Annotated in this window: 7 protein-coding genes; 3 read left to right on the top strand and 4 right to left on the bottom strand. The window is 43.6% G+C overall.

Annotation, left to right across the window (positions count from 1 at the left end; genetic code table 11):
* Nucleotides 1–10 precede the first annotated feature (10 nt).
* The 3 genes from H5114_RS10230 (at nt 11) to H5114_RS10220 (ending at nt 5,373) form a co-directional block, all read left to right on the top strand.
* Nucleotides 11–694, top strand: a complete 684-nt coding sequence (locus tag H5114_RS10230; protein WP_182697269.1) for a glutathione S-transferase family protein — start codon at nt 11–13, stop codon at nt 692–694.
* 326 nt (nt 695–1,020) lie between these two features.
* Nucleotides 1,021–2,742: a phospho-sugar mutase gene (locus tag H5114_RS10225; RefSeq protein WP_182722845.1), complete on the top strand. Its 1,722-nt coding sequence runs from the start codon at nt 1,021–1,023 to the stop codon at nt 2,740–2,742.
* Nucleotides 2,743–2,979: 237 nt separating this feature from the next.
* Nucleotides 2,980–5,373 (top strand): TonB-dependent siderophore receptor, encoded by a 2,394-nt coding sequence (locus H5114_RS10220; protein ID WP_182697267.1) that lies wholly within the window; start codon nt 2,980–2,982, stop codon nt 5,371–5,373.
* Nucleotides 5,374–5,729: 356 nt separating this feature from the next.
* On the opposite strand, the gene H5114_RS10215 is transcribed toward H5114_RS10220, so the two are convergent.
* From H5114_RS10215 to glgX, 4 genes are all read right to left on the bottom strand, one after another.
* On the bottom strand, nt 5,730–7,460 hold the full coding sequence (locus H5114_RS10215; protein WP_182722844.1) for a glycogen synthase: 1,731 nt from the start codon (nt 7,458–7,460) through the stop codon (nt 5,730–5,732).
* Nucleotides 7,461–7,469: 9 nt separating this feature from the next.
* On the bottom strand, nt 7,470–8,732 hold the full coding sequence (gene glgC, locus H5114_RS10210) for a glucose-1-phosphate adenylyltransferase (RefSeq protein WP_124014731.1): 1,263 nt from the start codon (nt 8,730–8,732) through the stop codon (nt 7,470–7,472).
* Between the two features lie 95 nt (nt 8,733–8,827).
* Nucleotides 8,828–11,386, bottom strand: coding sequence for a glycogen/starch/alpha-glucan phosphorylase (locus tag H5114_RS10205; protein WP_182722843.1), 2,559 nt, complete (start codon nt 11,384–11,386; stop codon nt 8,828–8,830).
* The gene (gene glgX, locus H5114_RS10200) at nt 11,386–13,485 is read right to left on the bottom strand and encodes a glycogen debranching protein GlgX (protein ID WP_182722842.1); all 2,100 of its coding nucleotides are present in this window, start codon (nt 13,483–13,485) and stop codon (nt 11,386–11,388) included. Before glgX ends, H5114_RS10205 begins: the two co-directional genes overlap by 1 nt.
* Nucleotides 13,486–13,517: the final 32 nt, after the last annotated feature.

The raw sequence follows: 13,517 nt of genomic DNA, 5'->3' as shown, positions 1-13,517 counted from the left end.
AGGAGTTCACATGATTAAATTTTATTTCCATCCAGGCCCTAATCCAATGAAAATTGCGCTGTTCCTTGAAGAAACTGCTCTCGAGTTTGAGCTTGTGCCAGTGGATACCTTAAAAGGTGAGCAACATACTGCGGAGTTTAAAGCGATTAACCCCAACAGCAAAACCCCCGCTATTGAAGATAATGGCGTGCGTGTATTCGATTCAAGTGCCATTCTTTTATACCTTGCAGACAAAACAGGTCAATTAACTGGCGTGCCTGAAAATCGAGGGGAGCTATTATCTTGGTTAATGTTTGTCGCCACTGGTTTAGGACCTTATTCTGGTCAATGTGTACATTTCACCCATCATGCACCTGAAAAAATAGCTTACGCCACAAACCGTTATCAACGTGAAACTCAACGTCATTACCAAGTCCTTGACGCACATCTTAGTAACCGTGAGTTTATCGTGGGTGATGCATTGAGCATTGTCGATATTGCTGCATGGGGTTGGGTTGATAAAATCGGCTATGTATTAGGTCAAGATGCACTGGCTACTTACCCGAATGTTCAACGCTGGTTTAACAGTATCAACAATCGTCCAGCCGTTGCACGAGCCAGAGACATGGGTAAAGATATTGTATTTAAATCAGAATTTGATGAAGCCGCAAAACGTGCTTTTTTCCCACAAAATTATGCTGCTGAAACAAAATAGGTTTTGATCCTGTCACAAAAAGGCTTGTTGATAACCCTCACAAGCCTTTTTTGTATCTTGTCTAGGCGACAATGCTCTTGCTTGTAATGCACGCTTAACGCGATGGATTGGTATATTCACTTTAGAGGTTGTAATACTTGCTTTAGAGGTTTCATATTTAGCGGCAACTGTTTGTTTATAGACTAATGATTACGTTCAAGCATGTAGACTAAGCGTAGAAATCATGAATACAAATTGTTATTTTTATTGATTTGGTAACGAATTCACTTGTTCTCGTGGCGCGATTTTCCTACTGTTATTGAAAATGATTATCAATGAGGTGATTCATGAATACCCATCTTCAACATCAAATAAACCATTGGCTCAACAAAGACCCCGACCCAAAAACTCGTGCGCAACTGCAAGCACTCATTGATTCAAACAATGAAACTGAACTTGCCGCTCGCTTTGCAGGCCGTTTAGCCTTTGGCACTGCAGGGCTTCGAGGTGAAGTTGGTGTTGGGCCAATGGCGATGAACCGTTTAGTGATTCGCCAAACCACTGCCGGTTTGGGTGCTTACTTACTCGAGCAGATTAACAATGCTGCCGAGCGCGGTGTGGTAATTGGTTACGATGGCCGCCACGATTCTTATGATTTTGCCCACGATGCGGCGAGTGTACTAACCGCCATGGGCATTAACGTGTACTTGACTCACAAAGTTGCCGCCACGCCTTTAGTCGCTTTTGGGGTAAAACATCTTAACGCTGCCGCAGGTATTGTGGTAACAGCCAGCCATAACCCACCACAATACAATGGCTATAAAGTCTATTGGGAAAATGGCGCACAGATTATTCCACCCCACGACAGCGGAATTGCTGCCCAAATCACTAGTGCAGCCACTCAAGCTATCCCGTTTCTAGCCTTAGATGTTGCCATTGCACAACAAAAGCTGAATTGGTTGCAAGACGATTTTTACCAAGCCTATCGCCAGGGAATATTTGATGCCAAAGAGCTGCAATATCGCAATGGCCAAGATAAAGTCAGTTTAGCGTATACCGCAATGCATGGTGTGGGCGCCGACATGGCTGAAACTGTGTTAAAAGATGCTGGATTTACTCAGGTGTATTCGGTAGCCGCGCAACGTGAACCTGATGGTGACTTTCCGACAGTTAACTTCCCCAACCCGGAAGAAAAAGGCGCCATGGACTTAGTGATTGCTGAGGCAAAAAAGCATAAAGCGACTCTGGCTTGCGCCAATGATCCTGATGCAGACCGCTTTGCTGTTGCAGTACGCACAGCAGATGGTGAATATAAAATGCTAACTGGCGATCAAGTCGGGGTTTTATTGGGTCATTACTTACTCAGCCACGCCCCTAAAAATCAACAACTCAACGGCACAACCATAGTGTCATCAAGCCTATTGTCTAAAATCGCCTCTGAGTTCGGTGCCCAAAGCTACACCACGCTAACAGGTTTTAAATGGCTGATGAACGTCGGTATTAGTCAGCATCAACAAGATAACCAATTTTTATTCGCGTATGAAGAAGCACTCGGTTATACCATAGGTAACTTAGTGTGGGATAAAGATGGCTTATCGGCCATTGTTGCCTTTGCGCAACTCACTGCAGAGCTTGCCGCCAATGGCCAAACCATCTGGGACAGATTAGAACAGATTTATCGCCAACACGGGTTTCATCTTAATGCCCAAGTCAGTATTGCGCTTAAGCCTGACACCCCCAATATTGGTGAGTTTTTACGTGAAAACCCACCACTTACCATTGGTGAGTTCGCTGTGGTGTCTAACGATGATTTAAAAAGCCTGCAGCGTACTTGCGCCGATGGCAGCAAACACAGCATTGATCTGCCCAGCAGTGATGTATTAATTTATGCTTTAGCAAATGGCGCACGCGTGATAGTTCGTCCCTCTGGCACTGAACCTAAAATTAAGTGCTATTACGAAATAGTCGAAACCATGACCAATACCGATACTTGGGCATCGGCACAAGAGCGCGCTGAACAAGCGATGGCAGCTTTTATCTCATCCCACCAAGCAAGCTTACCTAACTAAGAGCCGCTTAACAGCAATCACATCATCTACAATAAATGCCTGTGACTGATCGCAGGCATTTATTGTTTGCGCGGTTTAATGGTTAATAAATGAACGCCACTAAGTGTTCAACTAGACCAGAGTGTCATGACATATGACTGATTAGACTAACTAAGTCAGCAGTTAGTACTCCTATGCATCAGCGAAAATGTCCTATAATGTTACAAAGTTTACTATAACGTTATCGCAGGATTACTAATGTATAAAAGTCTCGTTTGTTTGGCCGTTATTGGCAGTATTTCAGCTCCTGTAGCCATCGCTGCAGAGGAAGGTGAAAACCTAGAGCGCATTCAGGTCATTGGCTCGCGTATCGCCCTTCGTACCGCTACAGACAGTGCAACACCTGTCGATATTATTACCTCCGAACAACTTGAAGCCACCGGGATTACTGAAACGGCCAAAGCATTACAATTTGCAGCACCAAGTTATAGCTTCCCATTTTCATCAATTACTGACGGCAGTGACGCTGTGCGTCCAGCAAGCCTTCGCGGCATGTCACCGGATCACACTTTAGTGTTGGTTAATGGTAAACGCCGTCATGGTTCGGCATTAGTGCATTTGGCCGGAACCTTAGGCAAAGGTTCGTCAAACGTTGATTTAAATGCTATTCCGATGACAGCCATTAAGCGAATTGAAATTTTACGTGACGGTGCCTCTGCACTTTATGGATCTGACGCTATCGCTGGGGTGATTAACGTTGTGCTGAAAGACAGTGACCAAGGCGGCAGCATTACGACTCAAGTAGGTCAAACCTATGAAGGTGATGGTGAACAAGTTCGTTTAGGCGTAAACCATGGCTTTAGCTTCAGTGACGAAGGTTTTGTGAACGTCTCTTTAGAGGCGCATCAGAAAAACGCCACCAACAGAGCGGGCTTTGATACTCGGCAGCAATATCCAACATTAGCCGACGGCAGTCCTGATCCCCGTGAAGCCACATTCGATCGTAAGAATCATCATGTTGGCGACAGTGACTATGACAACTACGGCTTATTTTTGAATGCTGAACAAGGGTTAGATACCAAGGGTAAGCTTTATGCCTTTGGTGGCATTAGCAAACGTAACTCAAGTTCAGGCGCTTTTTATCGTCGTGCACTTGATTCTCGCAACGTGATTGAAGTCTATCCAGACGGATTTTTACCACAAATAAGCCCAGAAATTATCGATTACTCTTTAGTAACCGGTTATGAGTTTGAGTTAGGGAAATGGCAAGTTGACTCATCGGCTGGTTTTGGTAGCAACAGTTTTGAATATACCTTAGAAAACAGTATCAATGCCTCGCTCGGCCCTATTAGCCCAACAAGCTTTGATGCAGGAACCCTGTCTACCAGTGAACTTAATCTTAATGTCGATGCTTCAAGCTACTATGATTTTGCTAATGACTCAGACTTATTAGTCGCGATGGGCGTGACATGGCGTCAAAGTGGCTATCAAATTGATGCAGGCCAAGAAGAGTCGTATATCAAAGGCGATTACCAAGGGAAATCTGGCGGTAGCCAAGGTTTTGGTGGTTTTACCAAAGAGTCTGAAGTCGATGAAGACCGCACTAACCTCGGACTGTATATTGAACTTGAAAACCAACTCACCGAAGATTTTTATTGGGCAGCAGCTGTGCGTTATGAAGATTATTCTGACTTTGGTAGCAACACCAGCTGGAAGCTATCTGGCCGTTATGAGCTGACGGACAGTCTGGCACTTAGGTTAACCACCGACACGGGGTTCCGTGCACCCAGTGTGCAGCAACTGTATTTTACTAACGTATCGACCTTTTTTGATCCCGATCCAGTCACTGGTGAGTTTATTCCTAGAGAATCAGGCACCTTTAATCAGTTATCGCCGATCAGATCAGAGCTAGGTATTCCAGATCTTAAAGCTGAACAATCACATTCTTATAGTGCAGGTATTGTTTACACGGGTAATAATGGTTTTGCAGTTACGTTAGATGCTTATGAAATTAATGTCGATGACAGAATCATTTTATCAGGCGCTATAGATAAAGAAAGTTCACCGGCGATTGCCGCTATCCTTGAAGGCACTAATGCCGACTCGGCTCGCTTCTTTATGAATGCGGTTGATACTAAAACTCAAGGTGTCGACTTAGTTATTACTCAAGGGATAGACCTTGGTGAATTTGGCGATTTAAAAGCCAACCTAGCCTACTCATACAAAGAAACTGAAATTGAGTCCATTTCGTTGCCTTCAATCCTCAATGGATTAGAAGACGAGCTATTTGATAATATTGAAGTTGTTCGCATGACTGAAGCCAATCCTAAAAACACTGCTAACATTGGCTTTACGCATCAGTATGACGACTTCACTACCAACTTACGTTTCAGTTATTTCGGAAACTACACTGTGGGTTATTCATCAAGTGAAGTGGAATATGGCTCAAGATGGACCACAGATTTAAGTACTCGTTACCGTGCAACCGATAATCTAGCCGTCACCTTAGGGGTACAAAACCTGTTTGATACTTATCCAGAGAAACGTCCTGAGGATAATAACTTTAACGGAATTTTCATATACCCGCTCACCAATACTCCATTTGGGTTTAATGGTGGTTACTATTACTTGGATCTTCGCTATACCTATTAGTCACTAAACTAGTAACACAAGACGGTATCTTTATTGGTCATAGCACGATATCAGCAGCTGACTCATGAGTCATCAAACGGACAACATCGTTCGATGGCTCAGCACAACGCTTCGACATAAAGTGCACCATATAAAGTCATCAGCTATTTACCAGGTCAAGTTTAAGTGGTTATTGGAAGACAAAAAAGCCAATCAATTTGATTGGCTTTTTTATTGGCTAATTGAGCAATTGCGGCTATCAATACAAAGAGTGCCAAGAGCTGCCTACTACTCATTTGCTAATAATTTGAGTAACCGGTTGGGTGCTACCTAGTCACATTATCCAATATGATTGGCTTGGACACTGACTGGACAGCTCAATTGCTCACATATAACTTTTCAATATACTGTTTAGCAACCTCATCCCAGGTAAATCGTTGTTTGGCGGCATTTTGTTTCACTTGCTTCCAAGTATCACTGCCAAATAACTCGAGCACTTGAGTAAAACGCTCAACCAAGGCTTCACCTTGTGCCGCCAATGTTGCACCGTTAAATACCCAGCCACTGACATTATCTTCAATCGTATCATTGAGCCCCCCGACGCCATGAACTAAGCATGGTTGGCCTGCCCGCATCGCGAGCATTTGACTGATCCCGCAAGGCTCAAATGAACTGGGCATTAAAAACAAGCTGCCCAAGCGATAAAGTTGCTCAGATAAAGCTTCGTCATAACCATGTAAAAACACAAAGTTATCATAACGTGCTGCGGTAGCTTGTAATGCATTAGCAATATTCACATCACCACTACCAAGTAACATAAACACGCCATTAGGTTGATGTTTCTTGAGTGATTCGAGAATAGCCTCTAACACTGTTTTCGCCGAGGAATGAATTTTAGTGGCGTGAGTTGGGTTAAAAGGCTGCAACAGAATCAGCACTTTTTGTTCTGTTAAACGCCCAACTGAGGTCAGTAAAAATCGTTGCTCATCATCTGACACACTGCTTTTTAAGGCGGTTAAGTGATGATAGTCGGCTAATATAGTCTGCTTAGATTGACTGATCCGTGTTAACGCAATTGAGTCTAATACACTCAGCTGGCTTGTTTTAGTTTGCCACTTAATGACGGCATTCTCAGCTTGAAGTAATAACGCCCAATACTCGCTCTGCTGAGTAGGCTGGGCTTGATTGGATTTATGGCTAACATCATCATAAACGCAGCCATTAATGATCCCAACCACATTACCTTGCAAAGACTTAACCACTAAATCGGCCTCTAACCCTTCGCCACCAAAAAAGCCTTTGTGATAGTCAGATGGCATTAACACCTCTTGCGCATAACTGGGCGACACTAAATGCACTTTGTCACTGAGTACAATGCCCATGCGCATCGGATTAACACAATTGCTGTAACGAGGGTCAAATATACTGGTATCGGCAATAAGGTTTAATTTACCCACATATTGCGGAAACCAATGGGCAAACGATGAATCATCGCCAATAAAAGGCCGGATCCCTTGTAAGGCCAAATTGTGAATGGTAAACACACAAGGTAATGCTCTCAGCGCAGAAAAATCATCTACGCATCCACGCAGCATGGCAACCATTGCACTGTGCCAGTCATGTAAATGCAACACCTCAAACTGTGGTAATAATTTATTCACCAAGCACGTGGCCACACTAAGAGAAAACAGTGCAAACTTGGTTGCATCTTCGGCAAACGGTCTGTCTGCCGAACCACTGCAATACACTTGGCCTTGGTGATTAAATAGCGGATGATCAAATAGATAGATTTGAGCTACCGCGTCATCCCATTGATCTTCAGCCACATTGAGGATGGCATCTTTATGTTGTGGTCTTGGTAAGCGATAAACCGCTACAGTATGGCGCTGGCCGGCAAAAGCAACTTCAACATCAGCCATGTGTGCGGCATGATAATGTTGCGCTAAGAAGCCATAATTTGGCATGGCCACATCGGCTATTACGCCGCATTGTGCCAATGCTGGCGGCAAATCACGGATGACATCCGCCATGCCCCCAACTTTAGCGCCATGCAGTGCATCATTTTCTGCTGCCACCAGCAGGACTCGTTTTACACTCGCAGGAGTCATCTAGGATCCTTATTCAAAGCCAACCGCTAAACCTAACATTTTGCGGGTTACCAAGGTAATGCCTTTTTCTGACACCCTAAAACCCCTCGCCTTGTCATGTTCTTGATTATAACCAATCGACATGCCTTCAGGAATAATACAACCCCGATCTAAAATGGCATTTTTTATTTTACAATTCTTCAGTACCACCACATCGGGTAATAATACCGAATCTTTGACTGAGGAATAAGAACACACACGCACCTCGTCAAATAGCACGCTTCGTTTCACTTTAGCACCAGAGATAATACAACCGCCGGAAACGATTGAATCAACTGCCATACCGCGGCGATTATCATCATCAAACACAAACTTAGCCGGTGGAAGCTGTTCCTGATATGTCCAAATTGGCCACTTAGCATCGTATAAATTTAATGCTGGTGTTGGCGACAATAACTCCATATTCGCTTGGAAAAATGAATCTAAGGTACCCACATCGCGCCAATAGGCTGGCTCATCAGACACTGAAGTTGTAAAAGGAAACGCGAACACATTATGTGTTTTGATAATTGCCGGAATAATATCTTTGCCAAAATCACGATCTGAGCTTTCGTTATTGGCATCTTTTCTTAATTGTTCGAACAAAAATTTAGTATTAAATACATAGTTGCCCATTGAGGCCAAACACTTTTCTGGATCAGTTGGGGTTGGCTTAGGCTCTGCGGGCTTTTCTTCAAAACCAATGACGCGATTATCACTATCAACTTCCATCACCCCAAATGCACCTGCCGCTTCTGCAATTGGGGTTTCTAAACAACACACTGTCATATCGGCACCCGACTCAGCATGAGCTGCGAGCAAACCAGCATAATCCATACGATAAATATGATCGCCAGATAAGATCATCACATACTTAGGGATTTCATGCCGAATAATGTCAATATTTTGAAATACCGCATCGGCAGTACCTTGATACCAGTTACCAGATGTTTGCTGTGACGCAGGTAAAATCTCAACCGATTCCCCTAGTTCCTTTTTGAAATGACCCCAGCCACGAGTAACATGTCGAATTAAAGAATGTGACTTATATTGCGTCACCACTCCCACTCTTCGTATTCCTGAGTTAATACAGTTTGATAACGGAAAGTCGATAATGCGATACTTACCACCAAAATAAAGCGCAGGTTTCGCACGCCAGTCGGTTAATTCATACAACCGAGAACCTCGACCACCCGCTAATATCAACGCATAGGTATCACGAGTTAAATTACTAATATAACGAACATTACTCATAAGCAGACTCCATTTGGCTATTCAACTTAGCCACCAATAAACAAACATTAATCTACGATTTACGTTAATTACAGCGTCGCTGCACTTTCCTTGTATTACTTTTTCATCCATATTTCATCACGGTAGCCCGCTATGGTGTTGTCGCTTGAAAAACGCCCACTGGCGGCAGTATTTCGAATACTTATTTTTTGCCAGCTATCTTGATCAAGATACGTCTTAGCGACCTGCTCTTGTGCTAAACAATAACTGTCAAAATCAGCAGCGGTCATCCACTGATCATTAGGATCAATTATTGAAGCGATAATGTCGTTAAAAATACCCGGTTCGACCAAATTAAAATGGCCACTTTTTAGCATACTCATGACCCCATTAAGGGCTGTTGAATGCTCAACAATGTGTTGCGGTTGATAATTTATCCGCGCTTGAGCGACTTGGTTAGCATCTAGACCAAATAAGAAGAAATTATCATCACCCACCTCTTCCAGCATCTCAATATTGGCGCCATCTAAAGTACCAATCGTTAAGGCTCCATTCATCATGAATTTCATGTTTCCTGTGCCCGACGCCTCTTTACCTGCTGTTGATATTTGCTCAGATAAATCGGTACCTGGACATATTTTTTCCATGGCACTGACGTTATAGTTGGGCAAAAATGCCATGCGCAAATATGGCGTGACCAAAGGATCGGAATTGACCATATGAGCAACATTATTAGCCAGTTTAATAATTTGCTTGGCCATGGCGTAACCTGGTGCGGCTTTGCCTCCTATGAGTACACAGCGTGGCACCATATTCTGCGTATCGCCACTTAAAATACGGCGATATAAATGAATCACATGGAGGATATTCAGGAGCTGACGTTTATATTCATGAATACGCTTCACCTGCACATCAAACATCATTAGTGGGTCAAACTCAACATCGCATTGCTGCTTCACAAATGTGCTTAGCGCTTGTTTATTTTCAAACTTAATTTGCGCCCATTCTTTAACGAACTGCTTGTCACTGCTAAAAGCATTGAGTGCGGTAAGACGAGATAAATCATTGATCCATTCATCACCTAAACGACGGCAAATAAGTGCCGATAACTTAGGATTACAATACGCAAGCCAACGCCTTGGGGTAACACCGTTGGTTTTATTATTAAATTTATCGGGCCACAATTGATAAAAGTCATTAAACAGCCCTTGTTTGAGTAACTGAGTATGCAAGCCCGCCACACCATTAACTGAAAAACTGGCGACTATGGCTAAATATGCCATCCTAATATGTTGCTCGGGGCCTTCTTCGACAATCGACATACTGGCTAACTTTTGAATATCTCCCGGCCAATGGTGAGCCACTTGTTCTAAATAACGAGCATTAATTTCGAAGATAATTTCGACAATGCGTGGCAACATGTTTTTCATCATAGGTACCGACCAGCGCTCTAACGCTTCGGGCAGTAAAGTATGATTGGTATAGGCCATAGATTGACTGGTAATCGCCCATGCTGCATCCCAACTCAAACTGTATTTATCCAGTAACAGTCGCATTAACTCAGGTACGGCAATGCTGGGGTGAGTATCATTAAGCTGTAACACGTTATGTTCACTAAACTGGCTGAAGTCTTCACCAAATTGACTAACGTAACGGGCCAGTAAATCTTGCAAACTGGCTGATGATAAAAAGTATTGCTGGCGTAGTCGTAATTCTTTGCCATTCACACTCGAATCATTTGGGTATAACACCATGGTGATTTGTTCAGCCAAATTTTTAGTGGCAACGGCTTCAGCATAATCGCCCTCGTTAAACTCGGCTAAATCAAATTCGTCATTCGCTTCGGCTTTCCATAAACGCAGCGTATTGATGCGGCCATTCTTAAACCCTGGGATTGGCATATCATAAGGGACAGCTAACACGTTTTGCGTATCTGCCCACACATGATGTCGATGTCCATGCTTATCAACATAAGTTTCGGTATGACCGAAAAAAGGCACGCTAACAATACGGTTAGAGAGGCGAACTTCCCATGGGTTACCATGACGTAACCAGCGATCGGGACGCTCTACTTGATAACCATCGACAATCTTTTGCGCAAACATGCCATATTGGTAACGAATCCCATAACCAGTAACCGATAAGTCTAAACTCGCACAACTGTCTAAAAAGCATGCCGCTAAGCGCCCAAGTCCACCATTACCAAGACCAGCATCTTGTTCAACTTGCTCAATATCTTCTAAGCTGGTGGCGTAATCGGTTAACACCTGTTGGGCATCAGCAGTAATGTCCAAACTCAACAATGCATTACCTAGGGCTCGGCCCATTAGAAATTCAAGTGATAAGTACGCGACCTGTTTTTGTTGATATTGATTGTCTTTAATCCGTGTTTGACGCCAGTTATCGAGCATTTGTTCTTTAACGCTTTGCGCCACGGCATTAAAAAGCTCATGTTGTTCATGTTCGTCACGACATAACCCGTAGCGGATATGTCGGGCAAGTGATGCCGATAAACTGTCACAGGGTTCACAAGGATCATGATGAGCACTACCGACCTTGTCAGCTTGCGAGGCCGCCACGACATTTTCTTTACTTGTCGCCTTAGTGCTAGCTTTACTGCGACTGGCACGCACAGTGGTTTTTTTTACACTGGCGTTATCTTTTGCTGTGGTCATCAATGACTCCTAGTAAATTCGGTATGAAATAGCATTAAACTACGACTGATTACATTCACTTGCTTATTAGCATCGACTTCGGGTTCACTTTCTTGGGTATGCAGTAAGCAATGCCAATGGCGAAAATGGGGTAATTGCGGCAGAGTAAATTGGTGGGGCAACTCATCGACATTAATCATCAATAATAACGCTTCGGTACTTTCCGCCACCGCACCAATGTCGGCATCCGCTAGATTACCGGTTAAAATCACGCTTAAGGTACGGGTATGATGTTCACACCAATTTGATTTATTCATCACCTCACCTTGGCGGTTAAACCAAGCTAAACCGTTATCAAATAAGGCTTCTGGTTTATGAATAAAAGCTTGGTGACACAGCATAGGAAAACGTTTGCGCAAGCTTATCAACTGCGCAGTAAAATTCACTAACGACCAATCTATTTGCTCCCAGTCAAACCAGCCGATAGGATTATCTTGGCAATAGGCGTTATTATTGCCTTGTTGTGTTTGACTTGATTCATCACCCGCCAACAACATGGGCACGCCCTGAGACAACAATAAACAGGTTAATAAATTGCGTTTTTGTCGCGATCGAATGGCATTAATTGCTTCATCGGCAGATTCGCCTTCAATACCATAGTTGTAACTGCAGTTTTCTTGATGACCATCACGGTTTTCCTCACCGTTAGCCAAGTTATGGCGATCGTTGTAGCTCACCAAATCATGTAGACTAAAGCCATCGTGACTGGTGATAAAATTAATACTCGCCGCTGGGCCTCGGCCATTATGTTCAAAGAAATCACTCGAGCCATGAAATCGCTTGGCAAATTCAGGTAATAAACCACTATCCCCACGCCAAAAACGGCGCATTGCATCACGGTACCGATCATTCCATTCACTGAATGCTACGGGATAATTACCGAGCTGATAACCACCAGGGCCGATATCCCAAGGCTCGGCAATGAGCTTAACCTTGCATAATACTGGGTCTTGGGTAATAGCATCAAAGAATCCACTTCCGGGATCAAAACCATAAGCCTCACGGCCAAGACAACTGGCGAGATCAAATCGAAACCCATCGACGCCCATAATTTCGACCCAATAACGCAAAGAGTCCATGACTAACATTAATACTTGCGGATGATTAAGATTAAAGGTGTTACCACAACCAGTATCGTTAATATTAAAGCGCTTATCATTAGGCAATAAACGGTAATAACTGGCATTATCGATACCGCGAAAACTGTACGTCGGCCCTAAATGGTTTCCTTCGGCGGTATGGTTAAATACCACATCGAGGATCACTTCAATCCCTGCTGCGTGAAGTGTTGAGACCATTTGCCTAAACTCAGCAATATCCCCCTCATCAGATAAATAAGCAGAATGCGGCGCCATAAAGGCAATACTGTTATAGCCCCAATAGTTATTGAGGCCTTTTTCAATCAAAAAAGGCTCATCGAAAAAGCCATGCACGGGCAATAACTCTACGCTGGTAATACCAACATTTTGTAAGTAATCGACTATCGGCTTGCTCGCTAGGCCGGCAAAGGTGCCTTTTTTTGTTGCATCGACCTGTGGATGTTGTTGAGTAAACCCCTTTACATGGGTCTCATAGATAATGCTTCGAGCCAGACTAATATTGAGCGGTACGATTGGAATGTCTTTAACAAACTCATAATCGATCACTTGCGCTTTGGGTAAATAAGGCGCGCTGTCTTGAGTATCAAATGACAAATCTTCATCAAGGGCATTAATGTCATAACCATAGACTGCCGGATGGTATTTTAGCTCTCCTACCAGCTTTTTTGCATATGGGTCGAGGAGCAATTTATGGTGATTAAAACGATGGCCAAGCTGCGGTTGATAGGGCCCAAAAACGCGGTAACCATACAAAAGCCCAGCTTGAGCATTGGCTAGATGACAGTGCCAAATTTGCCGTGTTTTCTCAGTCATAATGTACTGAGCAACCTCAATTTCCCCCGTGGCATCAAAGATACACAACACCACTTTGGTAGCATGTGCTGAAAATAACGAAAAATTCACTCCGCTATTATCAACTGTCGCCCCTAGTGGATAAGGATAACCGCTGCTTATACCCATAACATGCCCTTTTGAAGTCAAACCCTGCTGTT

It is taken from the genome of Shewanella sp. SR43-8 (genome assembly GCF_014163775.1).
GTDB classification, from domain to species: Bacteria; Pseudomonadota; Gammaproteobacteria; order Enterobacterales; family Shewanellaceae; genus Shewanella; species Shewanella vesiculosa.
The sequence above is the reverse complement of the archived record's forward strand: the minus strand, read 5'-3'. Positions and strand labels throughout refer to the sequence as shown.

Excerpts from the sequence above, each read along its gene's own strand:
- H5114_RS10230 (WP_182697269.1), top strand. The coding sequence starts at position 11 with ATGATTAAATTTTATTTCCATCCAGGCCCTAATCCAATGAAAATTGCG.
- H5114_RS10225 (WP_182722845.1), top strand. The coding sequence starts at position 1,021 with ATGAATACCCATCTTCAACATCAAATAAACCATTGGCTCAACAAAGAC.
- H5114_RS10220 (WP_182697267.1), top strand. The coding sequence starts at position 2,980 with ATGTATAAAAGTCTCGTTTGTTTGGCCGTTATTGGCAGTATTTCAGCT.
- H5114_RS10215 (WP_182722844.1), bottom strand. The coding sequence starts at position 7,460 with ATGACTCCTGCGAGTGTAAAACGAGTCCTGCTGGTGGCAGCAGAAAAT.
- glgC (WP_124014731.1), bottom strand. The coding sequence starts at position 8,732 with ATGAGTAATGTTCGTTATATTAGTAATTTAACTCGTGATACCTATGCG.
- H5114_RS10205 (WP_182722843.1), bottom strand. The coding sequence starts at position 11,386 with ATGACCACAGCAAAAGATAACGCCAGTGTAAAAAAAACCACTGTGCGT.
- glgX (WP_182722842.1), bottom strand. The coding sequence starts at position 13,485 with ATGGGTATAAGCAGCGGTTATCCTTATCCACTAGGGGCGACAGTTGAT.